Origin of the sequence: Tabrizicola thermarum, assembly GCF_003574395.1 — a bacterium.
Classification (GTDB): domain Bacteria; phylum Pseudomonadota; class Alphaproteobacteria; order Rhodobacterales; family Rhodobacteraceae; genus Tabrizicola; species Tabrizicola thermarum.
In genome coordinates, this window is the sequence record NZ_QMJY01000014.1 from 46,161 (window position 1) to 65,465 (window position 19,305).

Here is a 19,305-nt window from a genome sequence, read left to right on the forward strand (position 1 = left end):
GTCGGCGGCCCGATCCGACGATAGACGAACATGAATCACAGGAAAGGGAACCCCCATGCAAGGCAAATGCGACATCTGCGGAAAACCGGCCACGGTGCGCGTACGCGCCTCGGTCAACGGGCGCGTGCAGAACATGGAACTGTGCGACGAGCACTACCGCGAGGTGCTGCGCCGTCAGGGGCGCACGGCCTCGCCGCTTGAATCGCTGTTCGGGCGACGCGGTGGGTTGTTCGAGGAATTCTTCGGCGACCAGCCCTTCCGCAGCCTGATGTCCGACGCGGGCTTCGACCTGCCGCAGGGCATCGGCGCCGGTGACGCCGGCGGCGAGGACGAGGTGGTGGATGCCACCTTCGGCGACGAGGCGCCCCGCGCCCGCTCGGCCCGCAGGCAGGGCGGCGGCTTTGCCAGCAAGGTCAGCGAACAGGCCGAAAGGCTGTTGCAGGAGGCCGCGCAGCACGCCGCCGGCATGGGCCGGGCCGAGGTGGACACCGAACACCTGCTGCTGGCGCTGACCGGGTCCGAGGTGGTGAAGACCGTCCTCGACCAGTTCAAGATCTCGGTCGATCAGCTGAAAGGCCAGATCGAGGCCGAGGCCAAGCGGGGCGACAAGCCCCACGAGGGCGAGATCGGCGTCAGCCCGCGGGTGAAGGATGCGCTCAGCCGCGCCTTCGGGGCCTCGACCGACATGGGCCATTCCTACGTCGGCCCCGAACACCTGCTGATCGGCCTTGCCGAAGAGGGCGAGGGGCTGGCAGCCAACATGCTGAGGAAGCTGGGCCTCACGCCGCAGGCGCTGCGCCAGCAGGTGGCGCGCGTCGTCGGCAAGGGGGCCGAGGACGGCACGGCAGAGGCGCCGACCAACACGCCGGAACTGGACAAGTATTCCCGCGACCTGACGAAGATGGCGCGGGACGGCAAGCTCGACCCGGTGATCGGCCGCGCCGCCGAGATCGAGACCACGATCGAGATCCTCGCCCGCCGCAAGAAGAACAATCCCGTCCTGATCGGCGAGCCCGGCGTGGGCAAGACCGCCATCGTCGAGGGGCTGGCGCAGCGCATCGTCGATGGCGAGGTGCCCGAGGCGATCCGCGGCAAGCGGCTGGTCGAGCTGAACATCAACTCGATGGTCGCAGGGTCCAAGTATCGCGGCGAGTTCGAGGAGCGGGTGCAGAAGATCCTCAAGGAGATCACCGAGCATCAGGGCGAGATGATCCTGTTCATCGACGAGCTGCACACCATCGTCGGCGCAGGCCAGGGCGGCGGCGAGGGCGGCCTCGATGTCGCCAACGTGCTCAAGCCCATGCTGGCGCGGGGAGAGCTGAACCTGATCGGCGCCACGACGCTGAACGAATACCAGAAGCACATCGAGAAGGACGCGGCCCTTGAACGCCGCTTCCAGCCGGTGATGGTGCCCGAGCCCACCGTGGCCCAGGCGATGATGATCCTGCGCGGTCTGCGCGACACCTTCGAGGCGCACCACAAGGTGACGATCACCGACGAGGCCATCGTCGCGGCGGCCGAACTGTCGGACCGCTACATCCAGGGCCGCTTCCTGCCCGACAAGGCGATCGACCTGATCGACCAGGCGGCGGCGCGGGTCAAGCTTTCGGCCACCGCCCGGCCCGTCGAGGTGCAGGAACTGGAAGCCGAGCTGCATCAGCTCCGGCGCGAACAGGACTATGCCGCTTCGCGGAAGAACTTCGACAAGGCCGCCGAGATCGGCCACCAGATCGCCGACAAGGAAGCCAGGCTCAAGGAACTGACCGAAGCCTGGGAAAAGGCGCGCGCCACCGGCTCGGCCGAGGTGCGGGCGACCCATGTGGCGCAGATCGTCTCGAAGCTGACGGGCATTCCGGTCGATGAGCTGACCGAGGAGGAACGCGCGAAACTGCTGAAGATGGAGGAGCGGCTCCACGCCCGCGTCATCGGCCAGGAAGAGGCGATCAAGGCGGTGTCGGACGCCGTGCGCCTTGCGCGCGCGGGCCTGCGCGAAGGCTCGAAGCCGGTGGCGACCTTCCTTTTCCTCGGGCCGACGGGCGTGGGCAAGACGGAACTTGCCAAGGCGCTGGCCGAGGTCGTCTATGGCGACGAGGACGCGCTTCTGCGCATCGACATGTCGGAATACATGGAAAAGCACACGGTCGCCCGGCTGATCGGCGCGCCGCCCGGCTATGTCGGCTATGACGAGGGCGGCCAGCTGACCGAGAAGGTGCGCCGCAAGCCCTATTCGGTGATCCTGCTCGACGAGATCGAGAAGGCGCATCCCGATGTCTACAACGTGCTGTTGCAGGTCTTCGACGACGGGCGGCTGACCGACGGCAAGGGCCGGGTGGTGGACTTCACCAATGCCATCATCATCGCCACCTCGAACCTCGGCGCCGACCGGATCCAGAAACGGATGCTGCTGCGTGGCACTCCGGCAGAGAAGCCCGAGACGCTGAAGGCCGAGCTGATGGACGTGCTGCGTGGCCACTTCCGGCCCGAGTTCCTGAACCGGCTGGACGAGATCATCGTCTTCCACAGCCTGACGAAGGCCGAAATCCGCCAGATCGTGCTGCTGCAACTGGAACGGGTGAAGCGCACGGCCGCGACGCAGGGCGTGACCATCGTCTTCGAGGACAGCCTGATCGACATGCTCGCCGCCGAGGGCTATCGCCCCGAATACGGCGCGCGCGAGCTGAAGCGCCAGATCCGCAGCCTGGTGGAGTCGCGGCTTGCCCGCGCCATGCTGGGCGGCGAGGTGGCCCAGGGCGACACCGTGCGCATCGGCTGGGACGCGACCGCCGAACAGGTGCGGATCGAGCCCGAAGCCAAGGCGGAGAAGGCCGGGACAGAGGCCGGAACCGGGGCCGGGAAGGACGAACCGGCGGCAGGGTGAACCGTCGCGCGGCATGACAAAGGGGGCGGCGGTCTGAAGCCGCCCCTCACAATACACTGTAAACAATATGATATTTCTGGGGATGCCGGGTCTTGAAATGCCGCTTCCCGCTTCCTTTATCAGAAGGGAACGCCCGAACGGGGTTCACGAAAGATGACGGGTCTGGCCGCAATGGCAGGCCACCGAAGGGCGCCGCAAGGGTCCGGTCGGTGACGTCCAGTTGCTTTCCTGCGGTGCGCGTTGCTGCGCAGCCGTCCCGTCCTTCGTGGCCCGGTCCGGGTGCCAACCGAAGGAGGTGACCCATGCTTTACCGCACTGCTCTCTACCCCGCCGATCCCTTCGCGCTGATGCGGCGTCTGTCCGAGGATCTGGACAGCCTCGCCTTCGGCGCCACCCGATCCTTCCCCGCGCTGAATGTCTGGCAGAATGACGAGGCCGCGGCGATCACCGCCGAACTGCCCGGCGTCGAGCCTTCCGACATCGACATCCAGGTCAAGGACAATGTCCTGACGCTCTCGGGCGAGCGCAAGGCCCCCGACCTGCCGGAAGGCGCCATCTGGCACCGGCGCGAGCGTGCCTTCGGCCGCTTCACCCGCGCCATCCGCCTGCCGTTCCGCGTCGATCCCGAGAAGGTCGAGGCCCGCTTTGCCGACGGCGTGCTGCGCATTGCCGTGGGCCGCCCCGACGAGGACAAGCCCCGCCGCATCGCCATCAAGGCCGCCTGAGAGAAGGAGGATAGACCCATGAGCACCGAAGTGACCAAGGCCCCCGAACAGACCCCGGCCGAAACCCAGGCCGAACCGGCCCGCGCCCGCCGGGTCTGGCGCCCGCTGGCCGATATCGTCGAGACGAAAGAGGGCGTGACGCTGATGCTGGAACTGCCCGGTGTCGCCGCCGAGGATGTGGACGTGGCGCTGGAAAAGCGCGTGCTGACGATCCGCGCGAAATCCTCGGTCGCCTCGCCCGACAAGCTGCGGCTGGTCCATGCCGAATACGAGGCGGGCGATTACGAGCGCGCCTTCACCCTCTCGGATGATTTCGATGCCGAAAAGATCGAGGCCCAGCTGAAGAATGGCGTGCTGACCCTGCACCTGCCGCGCGCCGAAGCGTCGCAGCCGAAGGCCATCAAGGTCAAGGCTGCCTGAGACAGGAAAGGAGAACGACCATGAAGATCAAGGATCTGATCCCTTGGGCGCGCAAGGATGACGCCGCCCATCCCGACCGCGACACGGACCGCGAGAACCCCATCGCCACCCTGCAACGCGAAATGAACCAGGTGTTCGAGGGGTTCTGGAACCGTTTCGGCAAGGGCCTTGGCGACCTTGACTGGCCGTGGGGCCATTCCGAGGCCAAATCCGACGTGGTCCAGACCGACAACGCCGTGGAGATCTCGATCGAGCTGCCCGGCATGACGATGGACGACATCGAGGTCAGCGTCACCGACGACATGCTGACCGTGAAGGGCGAGAAGAAGGTCGAGCGCCAGGAAGAGAAGAAGGGCTATTACCTGTCCGAACGCAGCTATGGCGCGATCTGGCGCACCATCCCGCTGCCGCCCGGCGTCGATGGCGAAAAGGCCGAGGCCAGCTTCAAGAACGGCGTGCTGACCGTGCGCCTGCCGCAGACGCCCGAAGCCCAGGCCCGCGTCAAGCATATCGAGGTCAAGGCCGGTTGAGGCCGCATCCGGGGGTGCCGCCCGGCACCCCCCTTCCTTTGGAGGATTTCATGAAACGTCTCATCCTGTCCACCTGCGCCAGTGTGCTGGCGCTGTCGCTGGTCGCCGGCCCCGTCCTGCTGCCTGCCGGCCCGGCCCTTGCCGAAACCGCCGCCCCTGCGCTTGCCGACGACCGCGGCATTCCGACCCTCGCCCCTGTGGTCGAACGTGTCTCGGATGCGGTGGTCAACATCTCGGTGGTCTCGGAACGCCCGGCGCAGATGTCGCCGCTCTACCGCGACCCCTTCTTCGCCCCCTTCCTGCCGCCCATGTCCCCCGAAGGCCCGGTCGAGCGGCAGATGAGCGCAGGCTCCGGCGTGATCGTCGATGCCAAGCGCGGCCATGTGCTGACCAACAACCACGTCATCCAGGACGCGACCGAGATCCGCGTCTCCTTGCGCGACGGACGCAGCGTCAAGGCGGAACTGGTGGGCACCGATCCCGCGACGGATATTGCCGTGCTGAAGATCCCCGCCGAGGGGCTGACCGCCGTCGAGACCGGCAATTCCGATGCGCTGATGGTGGGCGATTACGTCGTGGCCATCGGCAACCCTTTCGGCCTGGGCCAGACGGTGACTTTGGGCATAGTCTCGGCGCTGGGGCGGTCGGGGATCAACCCTCAGGGCTATGAGGATTTCATCCAGACCGATGCCTCGATCAACCCCGGCAACTCGGGCGGCGCGCTGATCACGCTCGACGGGAAGCTGGTCGGGATCAACAGCGCGATCATCGCGCCGAACGGGGGCGGCAACGTGGGCATCGGCTTTGCCGTGCCGGTGAACATGGCGCTGTCGGTGATGGAACAGCTGGTCGAACACGGCACGGTGGCGCGGGGCCGGCTGGGCGTGGCGATCCAGGATCTGACCCCGGATCTGGCTCAGGCCATGGGGATCGAGGCCGCAGGCGGCGCGGTGGTGGGCTCGGTCGATCCGGGCAGCGCCGCCGAACGTGCGGGCCTGCGTGCGGGCGATGCGATCCTTGCAATCGACGGCCACAAGCTGCGCGGCTCGGCCGATCTGCGTGGTCGTGTCGGCATGCGGCGGCCCGGCGACACGGTGAAGCTGGACATCTGGCGCGAGGGGAAACGGCAGGGCATCGACGTGACGCTCGACAAGCTTGACGCGGCAGCCACCTCTGCCGCTCCGGCCGAACTGGCGGGCCTGACGCTGCAACCGCTGGCGCCGGGGATGCCCGGCTATGGCACGGTCGAGGGGCTGTCGGTCGCAGCCGTCGCCCCGCGCAGCCCTGCGGCACAGGCCGGGCTGCAACCGGGCGACGTGATCCTGGCCGTCAACCGCCGCCCGGTCACCCGCCCCGAGGATCTGGCCGCGGCGCTTGAATCCGCCTCCGGCAATGCCGTGGGACTTCTGGTCTGGCGCGACGGGCGCGAGGTCTTCGTCGTCCTGCCGCGCTGAACGGTTTCGCAACGGCCCCCGTCGCGGTGACACGCGACGGGGGCTTTGCCTTTGCTGCGGGCCGGGGCATGCTGCCCCTTGCGAAATGGGGTGCCCATGCTGTCCGCCACACTTGCCCACCGTCTGACCAACCTTGCCCAGACCCTGCTGATCCTTGCGGGCATGGGCCTGATCGCCTGGACGGTGGTCGGGCTTGTCGCCGGACCCGACATGACCCTGATCCTCGTCGCCGCGACGCTCGCCGGATTGATGCTGGCGCCCTCGGTCTCGCGTGGGCTGCTCTTGCGCGGCTACCGGGCGCGACCGCTGCGCCCGCAGGACTGGCCCGCGGGCCATGCCCTGCTGCGCGATCTGGTGGCCCGCGCCGGTCTGCCGCGCGTGCCCGAACTCTGGTATGTGCCCAGCCAGATCCCCAATGCCTTTGCCATGGGCCGGCCCGAGGACAGCGTGATCTGCGTGACCGACGGGCTGATCCGGCTTCTGTCCCCGCGCGAGATGGCCGGGGTCCTGGCGCATGAGATCGCCCATGTCGCCAATCGCGACCTGTGGCTGATGGGGCTGGCCGATGCGATGTCGCGCGCCGTTTCGCTGGCCAGCTGGCTGGGGCAGATGCTGCTTCTGGTGAACCTGCCGCTGCTGATCGCGGGCGTCGCGACCATTCCCTGGACCCTGCCGCTTGTCCTGGCCTTCTCGCCCACGATCATGGCGCTTCTGCAACTGGCGTTGTCGCGCCAGCGCGAATACGACGCCGACCGGGCGGCCGCCGAACTGACCGGCGATCCGGCCGGCCTTGCCTCGGCGCTGGCCAGGCTCGAACGCCGCACCGGGCGCTTCTGGGAAGAGATGTTCCTGCCCGGACGGCGCATCCCCGAGCCCTCGCTCCTGCGCACCCATCCGCCGACCGAAGAGCGCATCGCCCGCCTGCGCGCCCTGACGCCTGTGCCGCAGCGCGTCGCAGCGGACCCCTTGACGGACCCCTTGACCCTGCGCCTGCCCCCGGCTTCGGCGCAGCCCATGCCGCCGCGCTTTCACCGCTCGGGACTGTGGTTCTGAGCCGGACAGACGCAGCGCAGGTTGCATGACAGGCCCATCGCCTCCACCGGATCGCGGCCCATGGTCAGGCGGGGGAAAGCCGCGAGGAGACCTCGAAACACACCGACCCGATGCGGGACGGCCGGACGCGGAAATGCACCTGGGTGATGGATGCGAAATCCGTCATCCCCACGCCCTCGCCGCCGGCGCCGATCCGCCATTGCAAGGGGCCGGACCGCCGCGTCACAGATCTTCCCGCAAGGCGATGTCCAGACCGCCCTGCCCCGCCTATCGCGCCGGTCCGCCGAGGGTCGTGAAGGCTTCGTACTGGGACAGGAAGATCCGCCCCTTGAAATGCTGCAAGAAGTCCGACCGCTTGAGCGCGTCCATCACCGGCCCCTTGACCTCGGACAGATGAAAGCCGACCCCGGCCGAGGAAAGGCGGTGGGCGATGGCCTCCAGGCTCTCCAGCGCGCTGGCGTCGATCAGGTTCACCGCCGGGCACATCAGGACGACATGCTTCAGCGCGGGCTGATCGGCGATGCGGTCGTAGATCGCATCCTCCAGCGCGCGGGCATTGGCGAAGTACAGGCTTTCGTCCACCCGGATCGTCAGGATCGAAGGATCGGTGACGACCTTATGCCGCTCGACATTGCGGAAATGTTCGGTCCCCGGCACCAGGCCGACGATGGCCATGTGCGGCCGCGAGGTCCGCCACAGGAACAGCACCAGCGACAGCAGCACGCCGGCGGTGATCCCGGCCTCCACCCCCACCAGCAGCACGGTCAGGATGGTGACGGCCATGGCGGCAAAGTCGGCCTTGGAATAGGCCCAGGTGCGCCGGATGGCGGCAATATCGACCAGGGAAAGCACGGCCACGATGATGGTTGCGGCCAGCACGGCCTGCGGCAGGAACCGGAACAGCGGGGTCAGGAAAACCGTGGCGGCCAGGATGCCGACGGCGGTGAAGGCCCCGGCCAGCGGCGTCTCGGCGCCGGCGTCGAAGTTCACCACCGACCGCGCGAAACCGCCGGTCACCGGATAGCCCCCCGACAGGGCCGAGGCGATGTTCGAGGCGCCAAGCGCGGTCAGTTCCTGGTTCGGCACGATCCGCTGCCGCCGTTTGGCCGCCAGCGTCTGCGCGACGGACACCGATTCCACAAAGCCCACCAGGCTGATCAGCACGGCGGGCAGCAGCAGTTGCTGCCAGAGCCCAAGGTCAAAGGACGGAAGGGCAAAGGGCGGCAGGCCGGCGGGGATGTCGCCGACGATCTTCACGCCCCTTTCCGCCAGCCCGAAGCCGACCACGGCCAGGATCGAGACCAGGATGGCGGCCACCGGCCCGGCCTTGGCGATCAGGTCGGCCAGGCGAGGCCGAAGGCCCCGCGCGATCAGCAGCGGCTTGAGGTTCTTGCGTGTCCAGAACAGGAAGGCCGTCGCCGCAATACCGATGACAAGCGTATAGGGATTGAAGCCGCCGATCCCCTCCACGAGGCCGGTCACAAGCTGCGGCAGGGTGTCGCCCTCGGCCCTGATGCCCAGGATATGCTTCAGCTGGCTGGCCGCGATCAGGATGCCCGAGGCGGTGATGAAGCCCGAGATCACCGGATGCGACAGGAAATTGGCCAGAAATCCCAGCCGCAGCACCGACATCGCCACCAGGACGAGGCCCGACAGGAAGGCCAGCGTGATCGCGGCGGTCAGGTATTCGGCGCTTGCCGGTGCCGCGACCTGCCCCGCCGCCGCCGCCGTCATCAGCGAGACCACCGCAACCGGCCCCACCGCCAAAGCCCGGCTGGTGCCGAAGACCGCATAGGCGATCAGCGGCAGGATCGAGGCATAAAGCCCCACCTGTGGCGGCAGGCCCGCCAGCATGGCATAGGCCAGGCTCTGCGGCACCAGCATGATCGTCACGATCACGGCGGCGACAAGATCGCTCTGGGCATCGGTCCGGCTATAGGTCGGGGCCCAGCCGAGGATCGGCAGAAGGGACTTGAGGAAGGTCACGAGGCTTGTCCTGTCCTGGGGCGTTGAACCGGGCGGATCGCCTAGAGTGTGTTGAGCGGCACCTTGAGGAACCGCTTGCCGCTTTCGTCCGGCGGCGGCAGTTCGCCCCCGCGCATGTTCACCTGCAAGGACGGGATGATGAGCTTGGGCATGGCAAGCGTCGCGTCGCGCGCCTCGCGCATGCGCACGAATTCATCCTCGGTGATGCCGTCGCGCACATGGATGTTGTGCGCCCGCTGCTCGGCCACCGTGGTTTCCCAGCGGATCTCGCGGCCGTTCGGGCCGTAGTCGTGGCACATGAAGAGCCGTGTCTCGCCGGGCATCGACAGCACCCGCCGGATCGAACGGTACAGCGTGCGCGCGTCGCCGCCGGGGAAATCGGCGCGGGCCGAGCCGCCGTCGGGCATGAACAGGGTGTCGCCGACAAAGGCCGCATCGCCGATCACATGCGTCATGCAGGCCGGCGTGTGGCCCGGCGTGTGCATGGCAAAGGCCGTCATGCCGCCGATCTTGTAGGTGTCGCCGTCCTTGAACAGCCGGTCGAACTGGCTGCCGTCGCGCTGGAACTCGGTCCCTTCGTTGAACACCTTGCCGAAGGTTTCCTGCACGATGGTGATGTTCTCGCCGATGCCGATCTTGCCGCCCAGCTTTTCCTGGATATAGGGCGCGCCCGAGAGGTGGTCGGCATGGACATGGGTCTCGATCAGCCATTCCAGCGTCAGGCCGTTCTTCCGGATGAAGTCGATCACCCGGTCGGCCGAGGCATAGCTGATGCGACCGGCGGCATAGTCGATGTCCATCACGCTGTCGATGACCGCGCAGGAAGTGCTGGCCGGATCACGCACGACATAGGTGACTGTGTTGGTCGGTTCGTCGAAGAAGGCCGTGACTTCGGGCCTGACCGAAAGATCGACGGGATAGGGAACAGGAGCGAAGGTGGTCATGGTCTGTCCTCCTTGAGGGATCATGCGATCTGACGGCGGGGCAAGGCTTGCAGCCAGCGCGCAAGCAGGATGCCGGCCCCCATCGCGATCAGGAAAAGTGCCGTTGGCCAGGGCGCGAAGCCAAGTGCGGGAATGGCCCCGCCGGGGCAGAAGCCGGAGATGCCCCAGCCCACGCCGAACAGGGCCGATCCGCCGATCAGCCGGGCGTCGATCGTGCGGGCGGTGGGGAGGTGGAATTTCGTGTCGAACAGCGGGGCCTGGCGGCGCCCGAAGATCACGCGGTATCCGATGAATGTGGTCATCAGCGCTCCGCCCATCACGAAGGCAAGGCTGGGGTCCCAGGTGCCGAGAGGGTCGAAGAAGTTCAGCACCTTGGCCGGATTGGCCATCCCCGACACGGCGATGCCGATCCCGAAGACGAGACCCGCGACAAGGGCAGACAGGATGCGGTTCATGGGATCAGTCTCCGAAGACGTGGCGCATCAGGGTGACGGTCAGAAAGGTCGTGGCCATGAACGTCAGCGTCGCGACCAGCGAGCGCGGCGACAGTCGGGCCAGACCGCAGACGCCATGCCCCGAGGTGCAGCCCGACCCGTAGGTCACGCCAACGCCGACAATGACCCCACCGATGGCCAGCAGCACGCCGGTCGTGGGCGAGGCGAAGGCGAACTCGGCCCCCATCAGCGTCGCGATCAGCGGGGCCACAATGGCTCCGGCCAGGAAGGCCAGACGCCACGGGCTGTCTGGGCTCCGCGGCTCCAGCACGCCGCCAAGCATGGCGGTCATGCCGGCGATGCGGCCGTTGAAGCCCATCAGAATCACGGCGCCGAGGCCGATCAGGACTCCGCCGATGAAAGAAGCGAACGGGGTGAATTCAGTAACCGTGCTCATGCGGACTCCGCGTTGTGGAAAGTGCTTCCGAAGATTGGCACCGCGCGCAATCTGGAGGATTTCAAACCCCGCGCAGGCGCTGCCCCTCGGGCAGTATGGGCCGCCGGGCTGCGGACCGGCAACTGCCAACAGTTGACCCCCGGATCATGGCTTGTCGACCGGGCGGGCCCGGATGCCGAAGGTCGCGCAGACCGGGCAGACACTGAACAGCGCCGTGCCAAGCATCATGACACCCACGGCTGCCACGGCGAATTTCGAGGCACCCCAGTCGGCAGGGACCCCAGACAGCGGCGGCACGAACGGGTATGCTACCACGACCGCCCCGAGGCCGAGGCGCAGTGTGCGGTCAAGGGACCCGGCGTATGTCATTCCTTTCCCCTTGCTCAGTAACAGCATTGCTTTGTACTTTCGAAAGTTCTAAAGCGTCAAGCATGGAAACTAACATCCTGGATGCAACAATCAACCCGATGGCGGCGAAGGCCGAGGAGGTTTCCGCCATGCTTTCGGCGATGGCCAACCCCAGGCGCCTGCTGGTGATGTGCACCCTGCTGGCGGGCGAAAAATCGGTCGGCGAACTGGCAGCCATCGTTCACCTCAGCCCGGCCGCGCTTTCGCAGCACCTGGGCAAGATGCGCGCCCTGCGTCTGGTGACGACGCGGCGCGACGGCCAGACCATCTACTATCGCCTGGCCAGCGCCGAGGTGGCGGCGGTGCTGGAAACGCTCTACCGGCTTTACTGCTCGCCCGACGGCTGATCCGGGGTCCGGTCCGGTATCTGTCCCGTCTGGACGCAGACCCCGGTCTGGCCAGATTATGGGCCGCGGGGCTGGCGCACGGGCTGCAAGGCGCCCGGACGACTGCGGCGATCAGCTCCATGCGCACTGTCGAGGAACGGTTGGCGGCGTGGCTCGCCAGTGGCAGGCCCTTGCCGCCCAAAGGCCAATGGCCAAGCCTTGCCGAGGCCCTGGGCGCCACCCGCGAGGCGCTGTATCGGGAACTGTCGAAGCGGCGTTTCGCCGGATAGGGCACAACGCAAGTCGTCAGCCGTTCCGCCAGACCTTCACGGACGACGCCCGCAGGATGGCCACAAGGACCGGCAGCAGCTTCGCCTCGGGCACGAGGCTCCGCCAGGGCCGATCAACCTGCCGAAAAGGCCGACGGCGGCCCCTACATGCCCCGTCCGACCCTGGGGCTGTTCCCGTCTTCATGTCCCCCGCGGCGCCCAAAGGATGATGGCGGCGCCGGTCAGGCAGACCAGGCTGCCGATCACGTCCCAGCGGTCGGGGCGCGCACCCTCGACCGCCCAAAGCCAGATCAGCGACGCGACGATGTAGATGCCGCCATAGATCGCATAGACCCGGCCCGCATGTTCCACATCAACGCGCGTCAGCAGCCAGGCAAAGGCGACCAGCGCCACCACACCGGGAACAAGCCACAGGGCAGACTGTCCCTGCCGCGCCCACATCCAGAAGGCAAAACACCCGGCGATTTCCAGAAGTGCCGTCAATGAGAAGATGACTATCGCGGTCAAGGGCTGCCCTCGCGGTGTGAACCGGCTTCAGTTGCCTGCGTCCCTGCCCTAGCGTCAATCGACGGCGCGGTCTGCGGATTTTTCTTTTGCGGATCTGGCTGCATTCGTCAGGGGTGATGCCGGAACCTGCGGCATCTTGACTGATCGCCTTATGCCGATTGACGCATGGATCGCCAGGGAGTATATGCGCAAAACAGCATATGCGTCCGAGGACATGATGCCCATTGCCCTTCTCTCTGCCCTTGCCGAACCGACCCGCCTTGGCGCGATGCAGATCCTTGCCGATGGTCAGGAGCATTGCGTCTGCCAGTTGATGGCGCGGCTTGATGCATCGCAAAGCCGGATGTCGCGGCACATGCAAACCTTGAAACAGGCGGGTCTGGTGGTGGACCGGCGCGATGCGCAATGGGTGCGCTATCGGCTGAACCCCGATCTGCCCGGGCCCGCCCGCGCCATTCTGGATGCGGTGCTGGCCGCCGCCGCAACCGAACAAAGGACCGCCGCATGAGCGCCGATATCTCCTCCCCCCGTCCGGCGCGCCCCGACTGGCTGTGGCACGCGGGGCTTGTCGCCTTTGTTGCCGTCTGGTGGCTCGTCTATCGCCAGCTCATCCCGCTGGCCGAAGGGATCACGTCGCTGTTCCCGGTGGACCGGCACAGCCACACCGGCGAGGCGCTGGCGTTCTTCTTCTACGACGTGCCCAAGGTGATGATGCTTCTGACGCTGATCGTCTTCGCGATGGGTGTGGTGCGCAGCTTCTTCTCGCCCGAACGCACCCGTGCCCTCCTGGCCGGCAAGCGCGAAGGCGTGGGCAATGTGCTGGCGGCGGGGCTTGGCGTGATGACGCCTTTCTGCTCCTGCTCGGCGGTGCCCTTGTTCATCGGGCTCGTGTCGGCGGGCGTGCCGCTGGGCGTCACGTTCTCCTTCCTGATCGCCGCGCCGATGGTGAACGAGGTGGCGCTGGCGCTCCTGTTCGGGCTGGTCGGCTGGCAGGTGGCGATGACCTATGCCGCCTTCGGTCTGGTCATCGCCATCGTCGCGGGATGGGTGATCGGCAGACTGCATCTGGAAGGCTGGTTGCAGGACTGGGTGCGTGACATCCATTCCGGCGCGACCGCCCCCGACGCCTCCGGTGACACGCCCCTGACGCTGGTGGACCGCTATCGCCTGGGGATCGAGGCCGTGCGCGAGATCTTCGGCCGAGTCTGGTTCTGGATCATCCTCGGCATTGGCATGGGCGCGCTGATCCACGGCTATGTGCCCGAAGACCTGATGGCCCGCATCATGGGCGCGGATGCCTGGTGGTCGGTTCCCGCCGCCGTGGTGATCGGCATCCCGATGTATACCAATGCCGCCGGAGTGATCCCGATCGTCGAGGCGCTGCTGGGCAAGGGTGCCGCGCTTGGCACCGTGCTGGCCTTCATGATGAGCGTGATCGCCCTGTCCCTGCCCGAGATGATCATCCTGAAACAGGTGCTGACCCTGCGCCTGATCGCGGTGTTCATCGGCGTGGTGGGCTCGGGCATTCTTGCCGTCGGCTATCTCTTCAACTTCCTGTTCTGAAAGGACAAGTCATGGAAATCAAGGTTCTCGGCCCGGGCTGCGCCAAGTGCAAGGCTACCGCCGACCTCATCACCCGCGTGGCGGCAGAGGCGGGCAAGGAAGTCACCATCGAGAAGATCGAGGACATGCGCCAGATCGTCGGCTTTGGCGTGATGACCACGCCCGCTGTCGTGGTGGGCGGCAAGGTCGTGCACAAGGGCTCCGTCCCGTCGCACGATCAGGTTCTGGCCTGGCTGAATTAAGGGAGATTGAGATGAACGAAACCGTCCAGAAAGAGCTGGCGCAAGCGCGCGAGGTGTGCCCCACCACCTCGCAACGGCTGTTGAAAGAGGGCGCGCTGCTGGTTGACGTGCGCGAGCCCGACGAGGTCGCGCAAGTGGGCTTTGCCGGCTGCGATGTGGTCAACATCCCGCTCAGCCAGTTCGAGGACCGCTGGCAGGAGGTGCCGCGCGACCGCGATGTAATCCTGGCCTGTGCCGTGGGCGCGCGCAGTCTGAAGGCCACCTATTTCCTGATGTATCAGGGCTATGATCGGGTGAGCAACATGCAGTACGGCATGACCCGCTGGGCCGCGAAGGGCTTTCCCGTCACCGGATCGGCCGAGGCGGCGGGGTCGGCCGAAGCAGCCTCCTCCTGCTGCGGCGGCGCGGCTGATGCGGCATCTGCCACCACGTCCTGCTGCGGCAGCGGCACAGCCGGGACGGGCAGCTGCTGCTGACATGGGCCCGGGCAGGATCGTGCGCGGCCCGGAAGGCTTTCAGCTGCGGCACCGTCATCTCTCTGCCCGCCGCAGCGACAACCCGGGTCCCGGGTGCGCGGGATGATCTTGATCGCCGATCGGATCGCCATGGACACTGACGGGACCAGGGCCTGGCTGGCGCTCTTGCACGGGAACCTGCAAGACGATGGCCCGATCCTCACCACAATGGCGGGCGCCACCGATCTTTCCGGCACCATCCGATTGAAGGACTGACACGATGGCCCACGATCACGCACACGCCCATATTCCCCCGGCAGATCTTGGCCCTGCCTTCCGCTGGGCGGTGGGACTGAACACCGGCTATGTCCTTTTCGAAGGGGCGGCAGGGGTGCTGACCGGCTCGCTGGCGCTTCTGGCCGATGCGGCGCACAACCTGACCGATGTGGCGGGGCTGTTGATCGCCTGGGGCGCGGCGGTGCTGGCCAAGCGGGCGGGCAGCGCCACCTACACCTTCGGCTATGGCCGTGCCACCATCCTGGCCGCGATGCTGAACGCGATTGCCATTCTGGTGGGCGTGGGGGTCGTGGTCTGGGAAGCTGCGCACCGGTTTCAGACCGTGGTCGAGGTGCCGGGGCTGACGATCCTTCTGGTGGCGTTGGTCGGCATCGGGGTGAACATCGGCTCGGCACTGCTGTTCATGAAATCGCAAAAGGATGACCTGAACGCCAAGGGCGCCTATCTGCACATGGCCGCCGATGCGGCGGTGTCGGGGGCGGTGGTGCTGGCGGCAGCCGGGATCATGCTGACCGGCTGGCAATGGCTCGACCCCGCCGTGGCCATCGCGGTCAGCCTGCTGATCGCCTGGACCAGTTGGGGCCTTCTGCGCGACGCGCTGCGGCTTGGGCTGGACGGGGTGCCGGAGGGCATCGACCGACAGGCGGTGGCGACCTTCATCGGCGACCAGCCCGGTGTGACCAATGTCCACGACCTGCACATCTGGGCCCTGTCCACCACGCGCACCGCGCTGGCCGCGCATGTGGTCTGGGACGGCCCCGACGCCGACGCCTTCCTCGACCATGTGACCGACGAGCTGGAGCATGACTTCGGCATCAGCCACGTCACCCTGCAGATTGAATCCGCCCCGTGCGAACGCGCGGGGGCCTGCCTGGCGGCGTGACGCGCCCCGTATCTCTGGATGACGCCGCTCTCTCTGCGGAAACCTCAAGCCTCAAGCGATCCCGTTTGTCGGCCTCACATCCGCACGGATCTTCAAGGCTCACCTGTCACGCCTGCCCCTGGGCCCTGCGGGCCAGCAGCAGGGAAAGCGTGATCTGGGCGGCGGCGAGCGCGGCGAGGTCGACCACGAACACAAGGTCGAAGAACAGTTCGAACCAGGTGGCCTTGCGGCCGTATTCTTGGGTCGGAACCAAGGAAGCCCTTGTCACGGTTCCTCCGGATGCCCGGCAAGGGACCGGGCCCTGCGCGGCTTGCGCGGGCCCGGACCGGTTTCGCTCAGCGCCCGAGCGTCTGGACGACGAGGTCCGCCGCCGCCCCGCCCGAGAACTGCTGCTGGCCGGTGATCAGGTTGCCGTCGCGGACGGCAAAGGCCTTGAACATCGAATTCACCACGAAGTTGGTGCCTTCCAGCTTCTTCGCCTCCTCCTCGATCCAGAAGGGCTGGATCTTCTGGCCCACCCAGGCGTCGGCGAACTGCTCTTCGCTGTTGGCAAAGCCGGTCCAGGTCTTGCCCTTGACCAGCAGATCGCCGTTCGAGAGGCGGGTTTTCAGCAGAATGCAGGTGCCGTGGCAGACGATCGACACGATCTTGCCCGCCTCATAGGCGCGGGCGACGAAGGCATGCAGCGCAGTATCGTCGATCATCGTGACCATGGGCGACTGGCCCCCGGCCAGGAACACCACGTCATAGGCGGTGGGGTCCACCTCGGCGATGGACTTGGTCGCCTTCAGCAGCGCCGCGTGCTTCTCGGATTTCTTGAAGCCCAGCGAGATCAGGTCATGCGCGGAATAGCCCGACGCATCCTCGGGGTCCGAGAAGCTGTCGGCCACCAGATCGCCGCCCTTGGGGCTCACGATCTCGACCTCATACCCCGCTTCCGAGAAGGTCCAGTAGGGGTGGGTCAGTTCGGCCCACCAGAAGCCCACCGGCCAGCCCGTGGTGGGCGAGGTGCCGGGGTTGGCGGCGATCATCAGGACTTTCTTCTTCGAATGCACGTCGATGGAGGCAGACATTTTCGTTTCCTTTCAGAGGGTTCTGGATTTCGGATAGATGAAGCGCGCGATCAGCGGGGTCAGGCGGGGCATGATGACGTAGGTCATCAGCCCGACCTGGATCGTCACGGTGACGAGCACCCGCAGGGCCAGGGGCCAGCCGGCCATCAGCAGCCCCAGCGTCAGGTTCAGGATCAGCACCAGCGTGAACACGACTGCGATCAGCACCAGCGCCATGCGGTGCGGACTGGGTTGCGGAACCTTCGTGCCGGGCGGCGGGTCGAACCAGAATTCAAGGCCCGTCATCCGCTCCCAGGCCGCATCGGCGGCAAACAGCGGCGTGGCCTCGGCCAGCATCCGCTGCCGGAAGTCCGACCGTTCGAAGGCGTCAAGGTGGTCGACGCTATCGAAACGGAAGACACTGCGGTATTCGCCCCCGACACTGGCAGGGCGGTGGAACTCGGCACCCAGATACCCTTGAAACTGCTCCACCGCCCCGCGTGTCAGGCGTTCCAGCCAGACCTCATAATCCTTCTCGCGCCCCGGTTTGACCTTTCGACGCACGACGATGGTGACGGGATCGGTCATGCGCTGACGGCCGCGAAGGCCCAGCTGCGGCCCTTGCCGCGGAACAGGGCCTGGTTGATCCAGACCATGCCGAAGGGCTCCAGCAGGCGGGATTTGGTGATGTCGCCTGCGTCCAGTGCCTCGAACCCGAGGTCGGTGAGCAGCGCCGCGACCTGCGCCTTGGCGCCCGCGTCGTCGCCTGCCATGAACATGACCGGGCGGTGCGGCAGATGGTCGTTCTTCGCCATGATCTCGGCGCCGACCTGGTTCAGCGTCTTGACGACATGCGCACCCGGCAGCCATCCCTGCACGATCTCTCCGCCAGAAGTGCTGTGCCCCCACGTCAGGCCGAGCGCGCCATCGACCATGCCCAGCGGGTTCATGCAGTCGATGACCGTCTTGCCTGTCAGCGGCCCAAGCGCCTTGACCGCAGATTCGGCCGCACCCCAAGGCAGGGCGAGGACGATGATGTCGGCCTCTGCCGCAGCCTCTGCGGGCAATTTCGGCGTCGCCCCCGTGGCGGCGGCCAGCGCTGCAAGATCGTCTGCCTGCGAGTCGCGCGCGCCCAGAAGCACAGTGTGACCCTTGCCCCTCAGCCCCCGGGCGATGGCGCTGCCGACATTGCCGGTGCCGATGATCGCAATGCGCATCGCTCATTCTCCTTGCTTCATTCGCTGCAACAGAGATATGCGGACAGTGAAAGCATTGAAAATGAAAAGGGATCATGTCTGAGTTAAGCACATCCGAACTCCGCCGTCTGGACCTGACCTTGCTTCTGGTCTTTCTGGGCCTCCTGCGGCATCGCAAGGCACTTGCTGTCGCGGCGGAACTGGGTCTGACCCAGTCCGCGATCAGCCAGTCCCTGCGTCGCCTGCGCGACATCTTCGGGGATGACCTGTTCCTGCGCCGCCCGCATGGGATGGAGCCGACCGCCACCGCACTGGCGCTGGAGGCTCCGGTTGCCGCCGCCGTTGATGCCTTGCGAGGGGCGCTGGGTGCAGCCCGCAGCTTCGACCCGGCGACGGCAACCGGATTGCTCCGCATCGCCGCGCTTGACGCCGAACAGGCCGTCGTGATCCCCCCGCTGGCCGCGCAGCTCAGCCGGCTGGCTCCCGGGCTGACCCTGTCGATCCTGCCGCTCGGGCGCGGCGCCGCGATGGAGGCCCTGGCCGAAGGGCGGGCCGATCTTGTGCTGGGCTATGTCTGGGACCTGCCAGAGACGATCTGCGCAGAGCCGCTCTACGATGAATCCTTTCTCGTGGCAGGTCGCCCCGAGGCGCTGCCGCAGGCCCCGCACATCGGCCTGGACGCCTACTGCGCTGCCGACCACGTTCTGATTTCCCCGGGCGGCGACCTGCGCGGAGTGGTGGATGGCCAACTGGAAGCCATGGGTCGCAGCCGCCGCGTGACCCTCGGCCTGCCGGCCTTCCTGCCGGCCCTTGCCGCCGTCGCGGCCTCTGGCGCGCTTGTGACCTTGCCCGCCCGCGTCGCGCGCGCCTTTGCACCCGGTTTCGGACTGGCGACAGCAGAGCCACCGATCCCGGTGCGAAAATTCCCGGTATCGGCCTTCTGGCACCGGCGCAATGAGTCCGACCCGAGGACGGCCTGGATCAGACAGCAACTGCGCGACATCAGGACCCATGCCCTTGCCCTTCAGGCATGAGAGCGCCACGCCTGCATCGGCATGGGCAGGTGCGGGTCCATTGGTCCCGAGAAAAATCCCCTTCCCTTCCCCGATTTCCCCCGTATAGTCCCGCCCCATGACCACGGGACCCCACATCCTTGCCATCGACAGGGCCGCCTGCCCTGCGCTGCCCCGTGGCCTTCTCCTTCT

General features: G+C 66.9%; 26 protein-coding genes. 15 read left to right on the forward strand and 11 right to left on the reverse strand.

Going from position 1 to position 19,305, the window contains the following annotated elements:
* Positions 1-55 precede the first annotated feature (55 nt).
* From D5084_RS07880 to D5084_RS07905, 6 genes are all read left to right on the forward strand, one after another.
* Positions 56-2,878 carry an ATP-dependent Clp protease ATP-binding subunit gene (locus D5084_RS07880; RefSeq protein ID WP_128514982.1) on the forward strand — a complete coding sequence of 941 codons (2,823 nt, stop codon included), beginning with the start codon at positions 56-58 and terminating at the stop codon, positions 2,876-2,878.
* 302 nt (positions 2,879-3,180) lie between these two features.
* Positions 3,181-3,603: an Hsp20/alpha crystallin family protein gene (locus D5084_RS07885; RefSeq protein WP_128514983.1), complete on the forward strand. Its 423-nt coding sequence runs from the start codon at positions 3,181-3,183 to the stop codon at positions 3,601-3,603.
* A gap of 18 nt (positions 3,604-3,621) precedes the next feature.
* Positions 3,622-4,023, forward strand: coding sequence for an Hsp20/alpha crystallin family protein (locus D5084_RS07890; RefSeq protein WP_128514984.1), 402 nt, complete (start codon positions 3,622-3,624; stop codon positions 4,021-4,023).
* Positions 4,024-4,043: 20 nt separating this feature from the next.
* Entirely contained in the window at positions 4,044-4,553 is a 510-nt protein-coding gene (locus D5084_RS07895) for an Hsp20/alpha crystallin family protein (RefSeq protein WP_128514985.1), read from the forward strand.
* 50 nt (positions 4,554-4,603) lie between these two features.
* Positions 4,604-6,007 (forward strand): DegQ family serine endoprotease, encoded by a 1,404-nt coding sequence (locus tag D5084_RS07900; RefSeq protein ID WP_128514986.1) that lies wholly within the window; start codon positions 4,604-4,606, stop codon positions 6,005-6,007.
* Between the two features lie 96 nt (positions 6,008-6,103).
* Entirely contained in the window at positions 6,104-7,060 is a 957-nt protein-coding gene (locus D5084_RS07905) for a zinc metalloprotease HtpX (protein ID WP_128514987.1), read from the forward strand.
* A 64-nt stretch (positions 7,061-7,124) separates the two neighbouring features.
* Here the strand turns inward: D5084_RS07905 and D5084_RS18985 are convergent, their stop codons facing one another.
* From D5084_RS18985 to D5084_RS07935, 6 genes are all read right to left on the reverse strand, one after another.
* Complete coding sequence (locus tag D5084_RS18985) at positions 7,125-7,286, reverse strand: hypothetical protein (RefSeq protein ID WP_162302402.1); 162 nt, start codon at positions 7,284-7,286, stop codon at positions 7,125-7,127.
* 41 nt (positions 7,287-7,327) lie between these two features.
* Complete coding sequence (locus D5084_RS07915; protein ID WP_128514988.1) at positions 7,328-9,046, reverse strand: SulP family inorganic anion transporter; 1,719 nt, start codon at positions 9,044-9,046, stop codon at positions 7,328-7,330.
* Between the two features lie 41 nt (positions 9,047-9,087).
* The gene (locus tag D5084_RS07920; protein ID WP_128514989.1) at positions 9,088-9,990 is read right to left on the reverse strand and encodes an MBL fold metallo-hydrolase; all 903 of its coding nucleotides are present in this window, start codon (positions 9,988-9,990) and stop codon (positions 9,088-9,090) included.
* A gap of 20 nt (positions 9,991-10,010) precedes the next feature.
* A complete protein-coding gene (locus D5084_RS07925; RefSeq protein ID WP_128514990.1) occupies positions 10,011-10,445 on the reverse strand; it encodes a DUF6691 family protein in 435 nt (144 codons plus the stop codon).
* Between the two features lie 4 nt (positions 10,446-10,449).
* On the reverse strand, positions 10,450-10,881 hold the full coding sequence (locus D5084_RS07930; protein WP_128514991.1) for a YeeE/YedE family protein: 432 nt from the start codon (positions 10,879-10,881) through the stop codon (positions 10,450-10,452).
* A gap of 144 nt (positions 10,882-11,025) precedes the next feature.
* Entirely contained in the window at positions 11,026-11,250 is a 225-nt protein-coding gene (locus D5084_RS07935) for a YgaP family membrane protein (protein ID WP_162302403.1), read from the reverse strand.
* A gap of 62 nt (positions 11,251-11,312) precedes the next feature.
* Between D5084_RS07935 and D5084_RS07940 the strand changes: the two genes are divergently transcribed.
* Both D5084_RS07940 and D5084_RS18340 read left to right on the forward strand, forming a co-directional pair.
* Complete coding sequence (locus D5084_RS07940) at positions 11,313-11,636, forward strand: ArsR/SmtB family transcription factor (protein ID WP_128514993.1); 324 nt, start codon at positions 11,313-11,315, stop codon at positions 11,634-11,636.
* A gap of 119 nt (positions 11,637-11,755) precedes the next feature.
* On the forward strand, positions 11,756-11,905 hold the full coding sequence (locus tag D5084_RS18340) for a cyclic nucleotide-binding domain-containing protein (RefSeq protein WP_155523108.1): 150 nt from the start codon (positions 11,756-11,758) through the stop codon (positions 11,903-11,905).
* A gap of 180 nt (positions 11,906-12,085) precedes the next feature.
* Here D5084_RS18340 and D5084_RS07945 read toward each other — a convergent pair whose 3' ends face one another.
* Complete coding sequence (locus D5084_RS07945) at positions 12,086-12,412, reverse strand: YnfA family protein (RefSeq protein WP_128514994.1); 327 nt, start codon at positions 12,410-12,412, stop codon at positions 12,086-12,088.
* Positions 12,413-12,629: 217 nt separating this feature from the next.
* Here D5084_RS07945 and D5084_RS07950 point away from each other — a divergent pair, with 217 nt between their 5' ends.
* The 6 genes from D5084_RS07950 (at position 12,630) to D5084_RS07970 (ending at position 15,852) form a co-directional block, all read left to right on the forward strand.
* Positions 12,630-12,920 carry an ArsR/SmtB family transcription factor gene (locus D5084_RS07950; RefSeq protein WP_128515040.1) on the forward strand — a complete coding sequence of 97 codons (291 nt, stop codon included), beginning with the start codon at positions 12,630-12,632 and terminating at the stop codon, positions 12,918-12,920.
* Complete coding sequence (locus D5084_RS07955) at positions 12,917-13,975, forward strand: permease (RefSeq protein WP_128514995.1); 1,059 nt, start codon at positions 12,917-12,919, stop codon at positions 13,973-13,975. The genes D5084_RS07950 and D5084_RS07955 overlap by 4 nt, the downstream gene beginning before the upstream one ends.
* 11 nt (positions 13,976-13,986) lie before the next feature.
* On the forward strand, positions 13,987-14,217 hold the full coding sequence (locus D5084_RS07960; protein WP_128514996.1) for a thioredoxin family protein: 231 nt from the start codon (positions 13,987-13,989) through the stop codon (positions 14,215-14,217).
* A gap of 11 nt (positions 14,218-14,228) precedes the next feature.
* Entirely contained in the window at positions 14,229-14,693 is a 465-nt protein-coding gene (locus D5084_RS07965; protein WP_128514997.1) for a rhodanese-like domain-containing protein, read from the forward strand.
* A 102-nt stretch (positions 14,694-14,795) separates the two neighbouring features.
* A complete protein-coding gene (locus D5084_RS18345) occupies positions 14,796-14,948 on the forward strand; it encodes a hypothetical protein (RefSeq protein ID WP_155523109.1) in 153 nt (50 codons plus the stop codon).
* Positions 14,949-14,952: 4 nt separating this feature from the next.
* A complete protein-coding gene (locus D5084_RS07970; RefSeq protein ID WP_128514998.1) occupies positions 14,953-15,852 on the forward strand; it encodes a cation diffusion facilitator family transporter in 900 nt (299 codons plus the stop codon).
* Between the two features lie 106 nt (positions 15,853-15,958).
* Here the strand turns inward: D5084_RS07970 and D5084_RS18350 are convergent, their stop codons facing one another.
* The 4 genes from D5084_RS18350 to D5084_RS07985 form a co-directional block, all read right to left on the reverse strand.
* Entirely contained in the window at positions 15,959-16,105 is a 147-nt protein-coding gene (locus tag D5084_RS18350; protein WP_155523110.1) for a hypothetical protein, read from the reverse strand.
* Between the two features lie 82 nt (positions 16,106-16,187).
* Positions 16,188-16,925 (reverse strand): type 1 glutamine amidotransferase domain-containing protein, encoded by a 738-nt coding sequence (locus tag D5084_RS07975; RefSeq protein WP_128514999.1) that lies wholly within the window; start codon positions 16,923-16,925, stop codon positions 16,188-16,190.
* Positions 16,926-16,937: 12 nt separating this feature from the next.
* Positions 16,938-17,492: an antibiotic biosynthesis monooxygenase gene (locus tag D5084_RS07980; RefSeq protein WP_128515000.1), complete on the reverse strand. Its 555-nt coding sequence runs from the start codon at positions 17,490-17,492 to the stop codon at positions 16,938-16,940.
* Positions 17,489-18,121 (reverse strand): NADPH-dependent F420 reductase, encoded by a 633-nt coding sequence (locus D5084_RS07985; protein ID WP_128515001.1) that lies wholly within the window; start codon positions 18,119-18,121, stop codon positions 17,489-17,491. Before D5084_RS07985 ends, D5084_RS07980 begins: the two co-directional genes overlap by 4 nt.
* Before the next feature lie 74 nt (positions 18,122-18,195).
* Between D5084_RS07985 and D5084_RS07990 the strand changes: the two genes are divergently transcribed.
* The gene (locus D5084_RS07990) at positions 18,196-19,134 is read left to right on the forward strand and encodes a LysR family transcriptional regulator (RefSeq protein WP_128515002.1); all 939 of its coding nucleotides are present in this window, start codon (positions 18,196-18,198) and stop codon (positions 19,132-19,134) included.
* Positions 19,135-19,305: the final 171 nt, after the last annotated feature.